The organism is Chryseolinea sp. T2 (assembly GCF_037203685.1).
Classification (GTDB): Bacteria; Bacteroidota; Bacteroidia; order Cytophagales; family Cyclobacteriaceae; genus Chryseolinea.
Genome location: NZ_JBBCAU010000003.1, coordinates 963,623 through 980,125, shown reverse-complemented (window position 1 = coordinate 980,125; position 16,503 = coordinate 963,623). Strand labels below are relative to the sequence as shown.

The following is a 16,503-nucleotide window of genomic DNA, read 5'->3' as shown; positions in this document are numbered from 1 at the left end:
AATAACCCTAAATTGACAATGACGAAAGTAGCCGATTTACCCGAAATGCCAGACCCGAAGTGAAACCAATTTGTTTCTACTGAGATTTGGCCTGAACAATATTGGTATCTGGAAGGTGTTCAATAAACCTTAGATTCTGAATAAAGATCGTATGCCGCGATCAGCGATTCTCGTCCCACCGACGATTTATACCTCTCATACTGCTCAATCTCGTCGCGATTCTTTACGTAGTTTGGGCGATACTCATTGTCATATTCATCCCAAATAACAACCAGATATTGATAGCCGAGCTTGTCCAGTCTGCCAGCTTCAAGCCAGGTGTTGAATACTTCTTCATCAAGAGCTTTTGGAAAGTCGGGCCCGTTGAACATATGCAATCTGTTTTGGATTGGAAATTTAAGGAGCAAGCTTAAATACGCCATTGTTTAAAGGTCATTATGTTATAATTTTCCATAAAGGACAGTCCTTCCAGGTTTATCAGGACTGCGTATTATGGTGCCTCAGATAACGATTCGATCCGCGACAATGGATGATCTGCCCACCTTGCTTGAATTTCAGCAAGGTATTGTTCAGGCTGAACGTCCTTTTGATCCTACTCTGAAGGACGGAGAACTTCAGTATCATGATATTCCGAGTATCATCGCATCAACCGATTCGGAATTAGTCGTGGCAGTTGCCGATGGCAGCCTCATTGGTTGTGGATACGGTCAGATCAGAAACGCGAAGGACTACCTACGTCATGTTCAGTTCTGTTATGTTGGTTTGATCTTCGTGCGCCCTGAGTATCGCGGCAAGGGTGCAAATCATTTGATTCTCGATGCACTGAAGGCCTGGTCACGCGCACGTAACATCTTTGAATTGAGACTTGAGGTTTATGACGACAACGTTAGGGCAAAGCGCGCATATGAAAAAGAGGGTTTCAAGCCGCACATGTTGTTGATGAGAACCGACCTTTCGAATTAGTTTCATATCACTCAATACCTTCACACAAAGCACATGCACAACATAATGTGCGTGATCCAGACAGCATTCGTTCTATCAAACAGGGAGGCAGAGTTCGGGATTGAGAAGTACATGAGCGACACATACCGCTTACTGGCCCGAAACACCATTGGTCAGAAAGATAATTGTTAATGATTGTCATTTTTGAAATGTGCTTTGTACACACCATTTACTTTGGACCGCCAGTATGGATGGCATCAAATACAAAAGACATCTCATCCCACCTTCAAAACCAAATTTCATGAGAACGCTTCTTGCGATCGCGCTCACGCTTGTGACCTTCACCTCACTTATTGCTCAGATCGATGATAAGTTAAGGAAAGACATCATCGAAAGCGGCTATCTGCATTCACCTTTGCCGCTCGACTATAGTAAATCATTGGAATCTGCCGGGCTGAAAAAGAAGGTACTGGCCTCGGCGATGCTGGTTGACATGGAGACATTGAACAAATGGTCGCACAAAGGATTCGGAGGAATGCGCCTTACAGACGAAAGGAGTATAAGTGGCAAGCGGAGTCTGCGGCTTGTAGGGCAAACCACCAATGCCACCTTCCTTAACTGGGGTATTGGCCTTGGTACGTCCATGGCGACCTTCGACGTAGGCGGTGCGAACTGGGAGAAGTATAACCGTATACACTTCTATATTTATCCTCATTGCGAAGGAGCGAGGAGCATTTATCTGAACCTCATTGTCGAAAATGATGGAAAGACAAAAGTGCCCGATAAATATGAGCGCGAGGGAATTCACGAGATCAACCTGATCAATGGCCAATGGAACGAATGTTATGTCGAAATGCCGGCCCTTCCTCGTGATAAGGTGACGAAACTGTCGTTCGCGATGGAAATATTCGGCAAGGAACGCACCATGGGTGATTCATTGAAGTTTGATATTGATGCAGTTTCTCTTCAGACAATCGAAGATCCTGAGGTTGCAACGGGATGGATGCCCGCACAAAACAGGATTGTGTATTCGACTACAGGCTACGGCGTGGAGAGCGCAAAGTCGGCAATCGTGAATGTAAAGAATAACGACGGACGTTTTCAGCTGGTTGACAACACAAGCAATGGTGTTGTATATGAAGGTAAATTAAAGTCACAGAAGGGTTCGATCGGAACATTCGAAACCATCGATTTCAGTGACTTTAAGAAGGAGGGGCAATATTTGCTGCGGGTAGGTTCAGTAACCACACAACCTTTTTACATCAGCTCGAACATTTGGGACAATTCGGCCTGGCGTGTGCTGAACTTCATCTTTTGCGAACGGTGTGGCTATCCGGTTCCTGGTAAGCACGGGGCTTGTCATAGCGATCTGCACGCAGTTTATAAGGATAGCATCTTCCCGTTCAGTGGCGGATGGCACGACGCGGCCGATATGTCACAGCAAGTGGTGCAGTCTGGCGAGATCATATTCTCACTTCTGGAAATGGCAAACCGGGCGAAAGAAAAAGGAAACGCTCCTCTTTATATAAGGTTGCAGGAAGAAGCAGAGTGGGGCGTGGATTGTATTCTGAAGTCTCGTCTTGGCGACGGCTATCGTGCGCAGACATGGGGTACAAATCTCTGGACCGATGGCTATATCAATACGAAAGATGACTCAACGAGAAGGCGTAAGGTTCGTGTACATAACAGAGGTTTTGAGAATTTCGTATTTGCAGGCGTCGAAGCATATGCAGCAATGAACCTTTCGAATGATCCGATGTTGAAAACCTACTTGCAAAAGGTAGCGATCGAAGACTTTGCTTTTGCGAAGAAGCGTTTCGACAGCCTGTCGTTCAACGACATCAGCAGTATCGGCGGCGGAGGTGATCACGCGGCAATGGCATCAAACAGTCAGTATTCTGCGAACCTCTCGTTCACAGCAAGCTTATTATTTAAGTTAACCGGTAGCAAGTACTACGCAGAAGAAGCAGCGAAAGCAATACAGTATACTTTACAATGCCAGCGAACAGAGCCTTTGGGTGATAATAAAACGCGTGGCTTCTTTTACCGCGACTTGAATAGGAAGTCCATCGTGCACTATACGCACCAATCACGCGACCAGGTGTTTATGCAGGCATTGACAACCCTATGCGAAACACAGCCTGATCATCCGGATTACTCCAAATGGGCAGCATCAATCAAATTGTTCGGCGACTACCTTAAGACAACCATGCAATTCGTCAAGCCATATGGGTTGGCACCAAGCGGAGTCTACAACATAAATGAAGTAAAAGACTCCATAAACTTTTATAAAGTACAGGTGGGCATCTTTAAGGGTGCAGGTAAAGACTACAAAGAACAACTTGAGAACGGCGTGAAGCTCGACAACGAGCACTATCTGCGCGTATTTCCCGTGTGGTTCTCATTCAGAGGAAACGCGGCGGTGCATTTGTCGACAGGAAAGGCTGCCGCATTGGCCGGGAAGTTTCTGCGTGACAAGGAACTGATGAACATTGCAGAAGAACAATTGTTCTGGATAGTAGGAAAGAATCCGTTTGGCCAGTCGATCATCTGGGGCGAGGGAAGCAACTATCCTCAGCTCTATACGGCGTTGCCTGGTGAGACAGTGGGAGGCATACCCGTGGGCATGCAGTCGAGGTTTAATGATGACAAGCCTTACTGGCCACAGTTCAACACGGCGACTTACAAGGAGCTATGGGGTGCACCGGCTGCAAGATGGATGTCTCTGATCGCTGAGTTTTAATTCGAATTAATTCTTTGGTTTTTAGCTGACAGGATGTATCAGATATCACGTGCTACATTGACTTGACGCTTTAATAGACGACTAATGTTGATAGACGGGCAACCAGAAACACACTAGTCATCTATTTGAGTTGATGAACATCACCGCATTCGGGGATTCCCTGACACAATAGACTTGCCAATGGTTGTTAAGAATCAATCACTTGATGTTACTTGTTTGTCAGTCGTGCGGGCTCATTCGTTCGGCGTTGCCTCGCGTTCAGTTGTTTAAAACCTCATTTCTTCATTGTCTCTCTTCGCTGGCTTAGTAATTGCCGGTTACATTTTAATAGGTGTTCTACGTATAACTTATCCGTTGAACACACAGTTGAGAAAATCAATTTAAAATGAATCGTTATGAAATCAGGCATTGAGTTTCTAAATCCGGATGAACTAATGAAGAACCCGGCTTTCTCTCAAATCGCGATGACGAGAGGCGAGGGCACAACCATCTACATTGGTGGGCAGAATGCAATAACGAAAGACTTAAAGATTGTCGGCAAGGGCGACATCGCGGCGCAAACCGAATATATACTTAAGAATATAGAGGTTGCGCTAAAGTCTTGCCATGCAGCCTTGGACGATCTGTTCAAGCTGACGATTTACATTGTACAAGGCCAGGACGTGCTGAAGGGGTTCCAGGGGGCGCAGGGCTTTTTGAAGAAGCTCAGCAATCCGCCGGTTATTACTGGGGTTGTTGTGGCAGGTCTTGCCAATCCCGACTACCTCGTTGAGATCGAGGCCGTCGCATTCAGGAAGTAAGAGCTATTAAATCAAACAATGTAATCAGGCTGAAGAACGTGGTTCACCCTCACCCTGATTTCACTCTCACACTGTTCCTCACTCTGTCTTTAATTGCAGCTGACTTTAGCCCAGATGCGTTCTTCCAGTGAAACGAATAATTCGTCACGATCGTAGCAGCGCTTGGTCAACAATGTGTACCAATAGTGTACGAGCGACAATTCATCTTCAGAGCAAGCATTGTTGAAATAGCGTTGAAGAACGACGCGTATATCCTGTAATTTGAGAGAGCGTTGAATCATTGAACCGAGTTCCATATCAAAAAAAATGTTTTCATTATACTGGACAATTAACGCGCCATGCTTTGCCGGTATTATGGGCGTGTAGACAGACCGTCGGAATTCGGCGACGAGTAGTCGGATAGCGTGGTCGTTGGATGTTCACGTGGGAACCATCATCCGCAAGTGGTCTAATGTTTGCAATACAGAGAACGATTGCGGGGTATTTTTCCTCGATCCGGAATTACTTCTAAATGCTGATTCTTGATTTAAGAATCCTCAGTCCTTTCCCGAGGCCCATTTGCATTGTCTCCCAGGCAAGAGCACGAAAACACCATCGTTTATTCTTCTGTGCAATCGATTGAATATTTTGATATATTAGCCATTGCTGGCCATATGGCCTCCCCCAATGAAACCTGGACCAATTATTCTTGCTGTTGTGCTTGCTATCAGCGCTTGTTCGCGCTCGTCTGAACGGGTGCCAGAACCCTTGGGAGAAAACAATGTCGCATATCGATGGGCAAAGATTGCGTTGGAGTGCACGGCCAGGGACACGGAGCGTTTTCGGCCACGGCCAACCGTAACATCACGGATCCTCGCGCTGATATGGATCTCTGTATTCGATTCCTGGAGCAGGTACGATGATACTGCAACCCCCGTTTACGCAACGTCAGTTGAAAGACGATCTTCAGACGAGCACACGCTTGCCAACAAAGAGAAGGCGATCAGCTACGCTGCGTATCGCGCGATGAAAGAGTATTATTTTTCAGATTCACTTTTTCTTAAAGACAAGATGCGTGAACTGGGATTTGATCCCGAAGATCATTCGCTTGATCCGACGACTCCAACGGGCATTGGAAATCTTTCAGCTTTAGCAACGATTAAAGCAAGGAGCAATGATGGTTCTAATGAACGTGGTACCATGTCAAACTCTGATGGAACGCGTTATGCCGACTATACAGGATATGTTCCGATGAATACGGCGGACAAGCTCGTCAACATCAGTCGATGGCAGCCGAAGTACTTTGCAGACGGAAAGGGCGGGAAGTTTTGTCCCGCGTGTCTTACTCCTCACTGGTCGAAGGTGACGCCCTTTGCTCTTGATTCTCCGTCGCAGTTGCGGCCCGGTCCACCCCCTGCCATAGGTTCGAAACAACTTGAAACCGAGGTGAAGGAAGTTGTCGACCTTCAATCCAGGCTTACTAACGAACAGAAAGCGTTAGTTGAATTCATGAGAGACGGGCCGAAGTCGGTGCAGCAGGCGGGACATTGGTTGGTTTTTGCTCAGCATGTTTCGGCACGCGATCACCATACGCTGGATGAAGATGTAAAGATGTATTTCCTCGTGGAGACGGCTGCAATGGATGCGTTCATTGCCGCCTGGGATGCAAAGATGTATTATGATTTTGCGAGACCCTACCAGTTGGTTCATGATTACTATCAAAATGAAATGATCAAAGGTTGGGGTGGCCCAACCGTTGGCATGACATCGTTTAAGGGGTCAGAGTGGCGGCCCTATTCACCGGATACGTTCTTATGTCCCCCCTTTCCAAGTTATGTTTCAGGACATAGTTGTGTAAGCGGGGCATGTGCTGAAGTGTTAAAACTGTTCACTAAGAATGATGACTTTGATTTAACGGTAAGGCTGCTGCCCGGCGCATTGACGGAACCCGAACATGTCGGCGATAGCGTTACAATCAACTTTCCAACCTTGACGGAAACTGCAAACATGGCCGGGCAATCGCGTGTGTTGGGAGGTTATCATATACAGGCAGACAATGTTGAAGGATTGAAGCTAGGCAGGGGCGTTGCACATCAGGTATGGAGTAAATACATGAAACATGTGTCCTCTGCTGTTGCTGAGAATACTTCCAGATAAATTGAGAGTACTCAGATGAATCGTGAGTACTTTCAGATGAATACTGGCTTAGGTGAAGGATATGGTGCTCCGAATTGGTGACATCGCTAAAGGCGCCTTACGCATTGCTTTACTAACAATCTGAGTATGGTTTAGGTAGATTTATTTGTTTATGAGGATTTATACAGGCATAGCTACTACATCAATATTGCTCGCCATATGCGGGTGTCAAAAGGAGGGCGCCGTAAAGCCGGCCGCTACAACTTCGGCATCTGCTGAAGCGCTGTTTAAGAAAGTTGAGTCATCGCATAGTGGCATCACGTTCGCTAACCGCGTCGACGAGAACATCAACAACTACTTCGACTACTTTGCCTACGTGTACAACGGAGGCGGTGTCGGTCTGGCCGACATCAATAACGACGGACTCACGGACGTATATTTTACCGGGAACGAGGTGCCGAACAAGCTGTACCTCAATCAGGGTGGCATGAAGTTTAAAGACATCACCGAAAGCGCCGGCGTTGCAGGAAACGGCCGATGGAACAACGGTGTGACTATGGTGGACGTGAATGGCGACGGCTTTGTTGACATCTACGTTAGCAAGGGCGGCTGGCACGACAAAGAAACCGACCGGAGAAACCTGCTGTTCATCAATCAGGGAAACCTCACCTTCAAAGAACAGGCAAAGGATTTTGGTCTCGATGAAGCGGGGTACTCCATTCACGCTTCGTTCTTTGACATGGATAACGACAACGATCTTGATGCGTATGTAACCAACCGGCCTGACTCATTCGATCTTCCGCTGACGGAGATGATTCGCCAGAAAAGATTATCGCCAACATCGAGTCGCGATAAGCTGTACAGAAACGATAATGGCAAGTTCAAAGAAATCGGGCTCCAGGCAGGTATCAATAGTAATTTCGGTTATGCTCTCAGCGTTGTTACTTCAGACCTGAACAACGATGGCTATACCGACATATTCGTTGCTAACGACTTTGCCGAGGGAGATTATATGTATATCAATCAGGGCAACGGAACATTTAAGGAAGAGATCAAGAAGGCCACGAATCATATCTCGATGTACTCGATGGGTACCGACATTGCTGACATCAACAACGATGGCCTGGAAGACATCATGGTGAGCGAAATGCTTCCGGAAGACTACAAGAGGTCGCGCATATCGATGCCCTCCATGGATGTGGCCGGGTTCAATGCAATTGTCGATGCCGGAATGCACAAGCAGTACATGCATAATGCGCTCCATTTGAATCAGGGCAATCTGTTCTTCAGTGAGATATCTCAACTCTCCGGCGTGGCAAAAACGGAGTGGAGCTGGTCATGCCTGTTGTCGGACTTTGATAACGACGGCAACCGCGATCTCTTTGTTGCCAATGGCTATCGCCGCGACGTGTTCGACGGCGACGTGGCATCTAAACTGACCGAGTTTGCAAAAGCAAACCGGGGCAAGTACAATTCACCAATGGAAATGCTTGAAAATGACTTCAAGGGGTTTATAGAAAACTATGAGCCGATCAAGGTGAAGAACTATTTGTTCCGGAACAGGGGAGATCTTACGTTCCAAAATACAGGAACGCTTTGGGGTTTTAACGAGGTGAGCTTTTCCAATGGCGCGGCCGTTGGCGACCTCGACAATGACGGCGATCTGGACATGGTGATCAATAACCTCGACGATGAGGCGTTTGTTTATGAGAATACATCAGCGGGCAAGACAAATTATCTGAAGGTGAAACTCGAAGGTCCGGCCGGAAATCGCGATGGCATAGATGCTAAGGTGACTATCTACTACAACAACAAGTTGCAGCACTTTCAAAACAAGACCGTGCGCGGGTTTCTTTCATCCAACGAACCGATCGTACATTTCGGACTCGCTGATGTTACTGCTGTTGACAGTATCGTGGTTCACTGGCCGGATGGAAAGGAAAATACTCTTGCTCAAACGAAGGCAAACCAAACGCTGAAAGTTAGTTATATCGCAGCCCGGCCCGCTCAGTTAAAAAAGCAGCCCTCGCTGTTGCCGTTCACTGAATCAACAACACAGGCCTTGTCTGCTCCTTTCGTGCATAAGGAGAACAAAGTAGACGAGTACGCTGATCAGGTACTACTTCCACACATGTTTTCACGCAATGGACCGTTTATCTCAGTCGGCGATGTTGATCGTGATGGCAGTGACGACTTTTACATCGGTGGGGCTAGTGGTCAGTCGGGCGCGCTGTATTTACAACGAAATTCTCAATACGTTAAAAAATCAACGTCGTCATTCGAAGCAGACAAAGGTTTTGAAGACATGGGTTCAGTCATGCAGGACTTCGACGGTGATGGCGACTTCGATCTTTATGTAAGTAGCGGAGGAGCGGAATTCGATGAAGGTTCACCGAGATATAAAGACCGTCTGTATCTGAACGATGGCAAGGGCAACTTTGGCAAGGCGCAAATGATCGATACTAAAAGCAGTGGATCATGCGTGGTGCCAATAGATTTTGATAAGGATGGAGACATGGATCTTTTTCGCGGAGGTCAGGTGGTTGCTCACAAGTATCCATCGCCACCCTCGAGCTACCTGTTGGTAAATGACAAAGGCCGACTCATCGATCGGACTGCTGAAATCGCACCCGAATTGGCAAAGGTGGGAATGGTAAGTTCGGCAACAACGGCCGATCTGGATGGCGATGGAAGTCCTGAGTTGATCGTTGTAGGTGAATGGATGCCTGTCACCGTTTTTTCTCATGTCAATGGAAGAATGAAGGATGTTTCCAAAGACTTTATCAGTGAGGAGACTTCAGGCTGGTGGAGCACCATCACGGCAGACGATATCGATGGTGACGGTGATCAGGATCTGATCGCGGGTAACATCGGTGAGAACTACAAGTTCAAGGCATCAGTTGAGAAGCCATTCCAGGTTTATGCCGACGACTTTGATCACAACGGGACGAATGACATCTTCCTGGCGCGATATTTAACCGACTCAATGCTTGTGCCGATTCGGGGACGGGAGTGCACCTCACAGCAAATGCCCGTCATAGCGGAGAAGTTTCCAACGTTCCGGGACTTCGCCAACTCAGACCTTCCCGGAATAATAGGTGATGGAATTAAACAGGCGGTGAATAAGAAGGCGACTCTGTTCTCCAGTGTGTTGATGATAAATGAAGGAGGTAAACTTCGCAGCCGGAAGTTGCCCGTCGATGTGCAGGTATCAGTTGTTAACTCGATTATCGTCGACGACTTCGACGGCGACGGTATCAAGGATATTCTTCTTGCAGGAAACAAGTTTGACACTGAGGTGGAAACTACGCCTGCAGACGGGTCGCCCGGATTCTATATGAAAGGCCTGGGAGATCTTAAGTTCAGAGTGTTGAAGTCGACGGAGAGCGGATTTTTTGTTCCGTATAATGTCAAGGATGCGCACCAATTGAAGTCTGTCAATGGAAATACAATTGTCGTTGCTTCGAACAATGACAAGCTGCGGATGTTTGCAGTTCGGAAGGACGGTCACAGAACCGTCGCTGTAAAGTGAACGCTGGTATGAGTCCTCACCTGATGCTGAGAATTGGACTTGTTCTTTTTTGCTGCGGCCTGATTGGCTGCGGCTCGAAAAGCAACTCATTCACCAATCGTCTGGCGAATGCCAGCAGCCCTTATTTGAGAGAGCATGCCGACAACCCTGTGGATTGGTACGAATGGGGAGATGAAGCCTTAACACGGGCACAACGGGAGGGCAAGCCGTTGTTGGTTAGCATCGGGTATGCGTCGTGCCACTGGTGTCATGTGATGGAGGCCGAAACATTCATGGACACGGCCGTTGCACGCATTATGAATGAAAATTTTGTGTGCGTCAAAATCGACCGTGAGGAACGACCAGACATCGATCAGATCTTTATAGACGCTGCTCAACTGATTTCTGGTAATGCTGGATGGCCGCTGAATGCCTTTGCCCTTCCGGATGGCCGACCCTTTTTTGCTTCTACTTACTTTCCGAAAGATCAATGGATGCAGTTGATCAATCAGGTGGCCCGGACGTATGCGGATGATGAACGATCATTGAGAAAGCAGGCTGCGGCAATCATGCAAAATGTACGTGCCCAGGATGCCTGGATGCCGGCACTTGATAGTGTTTCGAAGTCTACGGTTTCTCAGAAGGATATCCTTGCAGACTGGAAGCCATTCTTCGACTCTAATCGTGGCGGACTTTCAGGTGCACCGAAGTTCCCCATGCCTGTAATTTGGGAATTTATGCTTCAGGCTCACTATACGACGAAAGACAGCTCGTCATTGAAGTTGGCTTTAACTACCCTTAACGCTATGAGCCGTGGTGGAATTTATGATCATCTAGGCGGCGGATTTGCCCGCTACTCCACCGATTCAATCTGGCGGATTCCACATTTTGAAAAGATGTTATATGACAACGCTCAGCTGGTCAAACTGTACTCTGAAGCATATCAACTCACGAAAGAACCACAATATGAAACGGTAGTAAGAGAGACGCTGGCATTTGTTAACGCCGAACTCACGCGCGAAGATGGCTTGTTCTATTCCTCGATCAATGCTGATAGCGAAGGAGAAGAGGGTGTATTTTATGTTTGGAGGAAGAAGGAGATCGACGATGCCCTGGGTGCTGAAGCGAATGTGTTTTCAAAGACGTTCAACGTTACGGCTGGTGGAAACTGGGAAAATAGCATGAATGTGTTGTACAAAAGTGACGTAGAGTCTTTAGGTCAAACGCCATCATCACCGGATCATGAGCTGACGACCGCACAAGCGAAGGGACTACTTCACTCAAAAGCAGCCTTGTTAACTATCAGAAATCGCCGGGTTCGGCCGACTACCGACGACAAAGTTCTCACTGCGTGGAATGCGTTGATGATCGAGGGATATCTGCAGGCGTTTAGCGCGTTCGGGGAGGAAGCGTATCTCAGGTCAGCCATCGGAGCGGTCAACGCGCTGCAGGACGATCGTATTGATAAAGATGGTCGCCTGGTTCGTACAAAGGACAAAGAACATCCTCCTATTGAGGCGTTCCTGGACGATTATGCATTTCTCTGTCGTGCGCTTATTAAACTCTACCAGTCTACATTTGACATCGCATATCTCAACCGCGCTCGTCTTCTCGCCGATTATGTATTGTCTAACTTCCGGGATGAACACACCGGGCTTTTTTATTATAGTCTTAACAAATCAACACAACAGCTCGCAAAAAAAATCGAAACAGCTGATGAGGTTATCCCCTCCTCAAATGCCGTGTTCGCAGAAGCGCTTTTTCTTCTGGGAGAGTACTATCAGGATCAACGCTATCAAAAGACATCAGCGCATATGGTTGACGTTATGTCGGCCATGCTTACTGGGCAGGGTCCATTCTACGCCAGTTGGGCGAAGTTGAAAGGCCTTGGCGAAAGCGATCCCTATGAAGTGGCGATTGTTGGTCCTGAAGCCGGAACAAGGAGAGATGAACTGATGAAAGCGTATCTTCCCACCGTAGTGATTAGCGGCGGCGAGGAGGAGAACCTGCCGTTGCTTGAGAATAAAAAGGTCTCAGGTAAGACGATGATATACGTTTGCAGAAACAAGGTGTGCAAGTTCCCTGTTGAGGAAGTTGTAGAAGCAGTGCGGCAACTGAAGTGAGCGATTTACCAGCTGCCATTTGAATTTTAAACATTCCGCATTCGAACACAGTTATGCGCTACTGGACACCCGTTTAAATTGAAACCCGAAATGCAGCTTACAAAACCATTCCTTTTGCGGCATCATCCTTGAATAAGAATCCTCAACCAATCCCATGCTCATGAAACAGCAATTCAACTTTATTAAAGGCGTCGCGTTAAGTCTTTTTTCATTAATTCTTTTCACCGATGCTTTTGCTCAATCGAAAACAGATCAAAAGAAAATCCTCGTAGACGTTGGCCATGGACAGAAGTTCTGGCATGATCCCAACGATATGCCTGGGCAAAATCCCGACCTGATCGAACGCGTTAAGTACATGTCTGGTGAGCTTACTAAGAATGCTAATAACTTGAAAGCCACCCTCAGCTACCAAAAGGGAAAGTTTACGACTGAGTCTCTTAAGGATGTCAATGTGTTGTTCCTTCAGGGAGCCGGCGGCAAGTTCGACCAAAGTGAAGTCACGGCGATTACTGATTTCGTAAAAAACGGTGGAGGTTTGTTTATAACTATGGATGAAGATTATTGGGGAACGTTGGAGCAGATCAACATCAATGATATTGTCAAACAGTTTGGCATTGAATTCAAGCAAAACAATCCGAATCAGACTTCAGGTGGATATGCGAAGCCGGGCGTAATTGCCAGGGAGCGTTGGTCAATTCCGGTGCATGGAGCGCGCATTGTTGAAGGCGGCACTCCATTCTGTTTTATAAACACCGATGAATCGACCTTCGGCGTTTATAAAGAAATTTCAAAAGGTGGCCGCATTGTGGCGATGGGTGATGGAATGTCAAGCTTGTACATGAACCAATGGGAGAATGTTAATAACTATCAATGCCAGCAGTTCATGGGTGATGTGCTGACATGGTTGATGAAGTAGCTCTGGCTGGCAATGAGCCCAGCGAAAAGTATTGGCAATATTCTTCATCATATGTAAATGGGCAGGCTTCTGTGAGCAATCTGGTCGCGCGCCTGGTAATTTGATCCATTTCGTCAATCGAATAGCTGATGTGATGTTGAAGTTGCCGTGCTTCGTCAGGATCGGGCGTGATGGCGAGAAGATTCCGTAAGCCCATGAGTCTGCAGATAGGGCCACGTATCTCGTGGGAGTTCATGAAAGCAAACTTCAGCAGCTGCGCATTTCTGATCTTCAGTTCTTTGGTCCGTTCCGCCACCTTCTGTTCGAGCTTTTCATTGCGCTTTGTGGCCTTTAACCCGGCTTCTCTTGCCCGATCGATCTGATGCACGAATGCGTGCATGTACTCCGCGATTTGCTCGTCTTTAACAGCGAGCAGCGCCTTAAGCTCTTCCAGTTCATCTGCTTGTTTCGTATTGACCCAGTGCGCCACTACTAATAAAGTTACTAATGATGTCAGTATGGAGACTTCGCGGTAACGTGGCGGTACAATGACCGATAGAAAAAGACAGACGAGTGCGACGCACATCGTTGTTCCCTTTATTTTAAGAAGAAATGAACGTTTGGAAAAGGCAGCAACAGCCATCGGGAGAAACTGGTTTGTTTGGCGTTAGCAAAGATCCTTTGAATACAGACCAATTTCATTGGAAAAATTCCCTGTAATGCGGCTTCTGGCTCCCGTTTTTTGCAAGGGTTTACCCTTATAGAAGGTCGATGTTCACGAGTTCATGCTTCAGAGCGAACAGCATAAGATTAATGGCGCTCTTGGTATTTGTTTTATCCATCATGTTGGACTTATGGCCTTCAACCGTTTTCTGGCTGATAAAAAGCGAGTCTGCGATCTCTTTGTTGCTGTAGCCTTTGCAAATTAGTTCCAGCACTTCTTCCTCGCGACGGGTAAGATCAACGATCCGCGTCTTTGAACTTCTGACGACCGGGTTCGTGATGTTGATGATGATGTTCTGGAGCAACTGCTGCGAAAAGTAGGTTCCGCCCTGATGTACGGCAACGATCGCTTTTGAGAGCTCGTCTATCCCGGTCTCCTTGATGAGAAACCCTTTAACCCCCTTTGAAACCATTTTTTGGTAATATTCGGAATCGCCGAACATTGAAAGCGCTATAATCTTCAGGTCAGGATTGATTCGCAGCGCCTGTTCCGCGGCTTCGGCACCATCCATCTGAGGCATACTGATATCCATTAACACAACGTCAGGGCTGGATTGCTCAAGCAGTTTAATAAACGCTTTTCCATTGTCGGCCTCTCCCACAACCTCCATTCCTTCTATCTGACCCAATGCAAACCGCAGTCCTTCCCTGAACATTTTGTGATCATCAACGAGTACAAGTTTTGTCATACGGGAATTGTTATAGTTACTTTCATTTCATTGTTTTCATAGCGATATCGGATAATACCCGCCATGGACTTCACACGGTTATCGATGTTCAACAGACCGATACCCAGTCGTTCTTCGCGCATTTTGTGAACGTCGAATCCGCGACCATTATCAGTATAGGTAAACTGTAGCTTTTGTGAAGCCATTCTCATCGTAATCCACACCTTGTCTCCACCCGAATGCTTAATAGTGTTGTTGAGCAGTTCGAGAAAGACGCGATAAATCACAATCTCGACATTGGATGGAATGCGCTGCTCTGACTCAAAAGCGCTTGTAAACTCAGTCGTGAGGTTCGTGCTTTCTTTTATCCTCGCCAGGTGTGTGGCGATGGCCTTCTCAATTCCTGCATCTCGTAATAGGTACGGACTTAGATTGTGCGAAATTTCACGCACTTGCTTGATAGCGCTGTCAACAATACCGATAAGCTTCTCAAGAATACCCTTCTTGGAGGAATCGATTTCTTTATTGTTCAGTGTTTGCAGGTAAAGATTCACCGTGGAGAATACCGGACCCAAATCATCATGAAGGTCTTTGGAGAAACGCTCTCGCTCCCTTTCTTCAGCAGCAAGCACGGCATTGAACTTTTCATTCTCGGCTTGTTTTCGGAATGATACATTACGAATCGTACTCAACATCATTACCTGGTCTTCCGTCAGGATCAGGTTGCTGTTGATCTCAACGGGTAGTGTAGATCCGTTCCTGGTAATAAATGTAATTTCTGTTATGGCAGTCTGCTGGCTACCTTCGATTTGCATGGTGAAGTTGCGTATCATCGCCTTGCGATAGGGTACATCGACGAGGCGAAATATGCTTGTTCCCTGAAGCTCCTGTAATGAATATCCGGAGAGATCGCATGCTGCTGGATTGGCCTCGACCACATGACCTTCGTTGTTGAGAAGGATTACACTGTCGCGGCTACTTTCAAACAGGCTCCTGAACTTCTGCGAACTTACAATGAGATTCTCCTGAAGGATGTTCTTTATCCTGATCTCGTTGGTGAGTTTGTCATTCATTGCCTCCAGTTCGCGGATACTATTTTGAAGCAAGGCGATGTATTTGTACACTTCCGTACGAAGTTGGCCGACTCCGAGTGTAATAATAGAAGCCATTACAAAGAAGGTTATATACAACTGCACCCATGAGGCGGGTTTGTCGGAAACAATCTGAAGAGAATTGATGCCGATAGGAAAGATGCCGGCCACATGCAGGTAGCCCCTCAGCGGAATGATCAGACTGAGCACCAACATCACGATAAAACTCAACTTCAGATTGAGTGAGCCGGCAAGGATGATACAGCAGAAGCAGAAGAACATGATCATGCTGTTGCTGTAGGTACCGAACAGAACAACTGATTTAATTCCTGAAACTAAAAAAGTGACAAAAAGCAAAACGGCTTTGGTGCTGTAGGTGATTCTGTTACGTATCAGCCACAGTATTGTCGGTATCGCGGTTGTGATAAAATTGACAGTAGAATTGGTCGATACCATCCCAACTGAAAGGTCTCGCCAGATTGTAACTGCCAGGTATATCACACCAAACACTGAGCTGGCAAGCAAGAACTTGTTGATGATGTTGTCGCGTGAGAGAGCAATTCCAAAATTGACATTCTGAGATGTCAGCAGGTGGGGGTTCATGAACTAAAGTTACTGGACGAAGGATGTGGATGCCTTTGGTTGCCCAAGAGGTAAAAGCTGAGATTTATGTGTCTAGTATCGCCAATAGAAAACGGACTTTCGTCGTCTATTACCAACTGATTTGACCGCAAGAAAAGAGGTGTAGACCGGGTAGAAAACTGAAGGATACGTCTATTATGTTATGGGTAAGGCAACGGTCTGAAAGGCCGTTTTTCTGTTGACGGCGTCCCCTGTTTCATGATAATTTTTGCTGCGCCGGATAGGGCTGCAGTTGCCATCAATCGGTTAC

Annotated in this window: 12 protein-coding genes; 7 read left to right on the top strand and 5 right to left on the bottom strand. The window is 46.9% G+C overall.

Annotated elements, in window-relative coordinates; translation table 11 throughout:
- Nucleotides 1-119: 119 nt before the first annotated feature.
- Nucleotides 120-371, bottom strand: coding sequence for a hypothetical protein (locus WBG78_RS13945; RefSeq protein ID WP_337327040.1), 252 nt, complete (start codon nt 369-371; stop codon nt 120-122).
- A 121-nt stretch (nt 372-492) separates the two neighbouring features.
- On the opposite strand from WBG78_RS13945, the gene WBG78_RS13940 reads away from it, so the two are divergent.
- The 3 genes from WBG78_RS13940 to WBG78_RS13930 all read left to right on the top strand — a co-directional run bounded on the left by WBG78_RS13940 (nt 493) and on the right by WBG78_RS13930 (nt 4,485).
- The gene (locus WBG78_RS13940; protein ID WP_337327039.1) at nt 493-963 is read left to right on the top strand and encodes a GNAT family N-acetyltransferase; all 471 of its coding nucleotides are present in this window, start codon (nt 493-495) and stop codon (nt 961-963) included.
- 280 nt (nt 964-1,243) lie between these two features.
- On the top strand, nt 1,244-3,685 hold the full coding sequence (locus tag WBG78_RS13935; RefSeq protein ID WP_337327038.1) for a glycoside hydrolase family 9 protein: 2,442 nt from the start codon (nt 1,244-1,246) through the stop codon (nt 3,683-3,685).
- A gap of 395 nt (nt 3,686-4,080) precedes the next feature.
- The gene (locus tag WBG78_RS13930; protein WP_337327037.1) at nt 4,081-4,485 is read left to right on the top strand and encodes a RidA family protein; all 405 of its coding nucleotides are present in this window, start codon (nt 4,081-4,083) and stop codon (nt 4,483-4,485) included.
- 89 nt (nt 4,486-4,574) lie between these two features.
- Here WBG78_RS13930 and WBG78_RS13925 read toward each other — a convergent pair whose 3' ends face one another.
- Nucleotides 4,575-4,781, bottom strand: a complete 207-nt coding sequence (locus WBG78_RS13925) for a hypothetical protein (RefSeq protein ID WP_337327036.1) — start codon at nt 4,779-4,781, stop codon at nt 4,575-4,577.
- Between the two features lie 370 nt (nt 4,782-5,151).
- On the opposite strand from WBG78_RS13925, the gene WBG78_RS13920 reads away from it, so the two are divergent.
- The 4 genes from WBG78_RS13920 to WBG78_RS13905 all read left to right on the top strand — a co-directional run bounded on the left by WBG78_RS13920 (nt 5,152) and on the right by WBG78_RS13905 (nt 13,150).
- Nucleotides 5,152-6,621, top strand: a complete 1,470-nt coding sequence (locus tag WBG78_RS13920) for a vanadium-dependent haloperoxidase (RefSeq protein WP_337327035.1) — start codon at nt 5,152-5,154, stop codon at nt 6,619-6,621.
- A 151-nt stretch (nt 6,622-6,772) separates the two neighbouring features.
- Entirely contained in the window at nt 6,773-10,132 is a 3,360-nt protein-coding gene (locus tag WBG78_RS13915) for a VCBS repeat-containing protein (protein ID WP_337327034.1), read from the top strand.
- A gap of 8 nt (nt 10,133-10,140) precedes the next feature.
- Nucleotides 10,141-12,234: a thioredoxin domain-containing protein gene (locus WBG78_RS13910; protein ID WP_337327033.1), complete on the top strand. Its 2,094-nt coding sequence runs from the start codon at nt 10,141-10,143 to the stop codon at nt 12,232-12,234.
- A 160-nt stretch (nt 12,235-12,394) separates the two neighbouring features.
- Nucleotides 12,395-13,150, top strand: a complete 756-nt coding sequence (locus WBG78_RS13905) for a hypothetical protein (protein ID WP_337327032.1) — start codon at nt 12,395-12,397, stop codon at nt 13,148-13,150.
- On the opposite strand, the gene WBG78_RS13900 is transcribed toward WBG78_RS13905, so the two are convergent.
- From WBG78_RS13900 to WBG78_RS13890, 3 genes are all read right to left on the bottom strand, one after another.
- Nucleotides 13,116-13,772, bottom strand: a complete 657-nt coding sequence (locus WBG78_RS13900; RefSeq protein ID WP_337327031.1) for a hypothetical protein — start codon at nt 13,770-13,772, stop codon at nt 13,116-13,118. The two genes, WBG78_RS13905 and WBG78_RS13900, sit on opposite strands and share 35 nt — an antisense overlap.
- Nucleotides 13,773-13,887: 115 nt before the next feature.
- Complete coding sequence (locus WBG78_RS13895; protein WP_337327030.1) at nt 13,888-14,541, bottom strand: response regulator transcription factor; 654 nt, start codon at nt 14,539-14,541, stop codon at nt 13,888-13,890.
- Nucleotides 14,538-16,214, bottom strand: a complete 1,677-nt coding sequence (locus WBG78_RS13890) for a PAS domain-containing sensor histidine kinase (RefSeq protein ID WP_337327029.1) — start codon at nt 16,212-16,214, stop codon at nt 14,538-14,540. The genes WBG78_RS13895 and WBG78_RS13890 overlap by 4 nt, the downstream gene beginning before the upstream one ends.
- Nucleotides 16,215-16,503: the final 289 nt, after the last annotated feature.

Excerpts from the sequence above, each read along its gene's own strand:
- WBG78_RS13905 (WP_337327032.1), top strand. The coding sequence starts at position 12,395 with ATGAAACAGCAATTCAACTTTATTAAAGGCGTCGCGTTAAGTCTTTTT.
- WBG78_RS13925 (WP_337327036.1), bottom strand. The coding sequence starts at position 4,781 with ATGGAACTCGGTTCAATGATTCAACGCTCTCTCAAATTACAGGATATA.
- WBG78_RS13940 (WP_337327039.1), top strand. The coding sequence starts at position 493 with ATGGTGCCTCAGATAACGATTCGATCCGCGACAATGGATGATCTGCCC.
- WBG78_RS13935 (WP_337327038.1), top strand. The coding sequence starts at position 1,244 with ATGAGAACGCTTCTTGCGATCGCGCTCACGCTTGTGACCTTCACCTCA.
- WBG78_RS13895 (WP_337327030.1), bottom strand. The coding sequence starts at position 14,541 with ATGACAAAACTTGTACTCGTTGATGATCACAAAATGTTCAGGGAAGGA.
- WBG78_RS13945 (WP_337327040.1), bottom strand. The coding sequence starts at position 371 with ATGTTCAACGGGCCCGACTTTCCAAAAGCTCTTGATGAAGAAGTATTC.
- WBG78_RS13920 (WP_337327035.1), top strand. The coding sequence starts at position 5,152 with ATGAAACCTGGACCAATTATTCTTGCTGTTGTGCTTGCTATCAGCGCT.
- WBG78_RS13910 (WP_337327033.1), top strand. The coding sequence starts at position 10,141 with ATGAGTCCTCACCTGATGCTGAGAATTGGACTTGTTCTTTTTTGCTGC.
- WBG78_RS13915 (WP_337327034.1), top strand. The coding sequence starts at position 6,773 with ATGAGGATTTATACAGGCATAGCTACTACATCAATATTGCTCGCCATA.
- WBG78_RS13930 (WP_337327037.1), top strand. The coding sequence starts at position 4,081 with ATGAAATCAGGCATTGAGTTTCTAAATCCGGATGAACTAATGAAGAAC.
- WBG78_RS13890 (WP_337327029.1), bottom strand. The coding sequence starts at position 16,214 with ATGAACCCCCACCTGCTGACATCTCAGAATGTCAATTTTGGAATTGCT.
- WBG78_RS13900 (WP_337327031.1), bottom strand. The coding sequence starts at position 13,772 with ATGGCTGTTGCTGCCTTTTCCAAACGTTCATTTCTTCTTAAAATAAAG.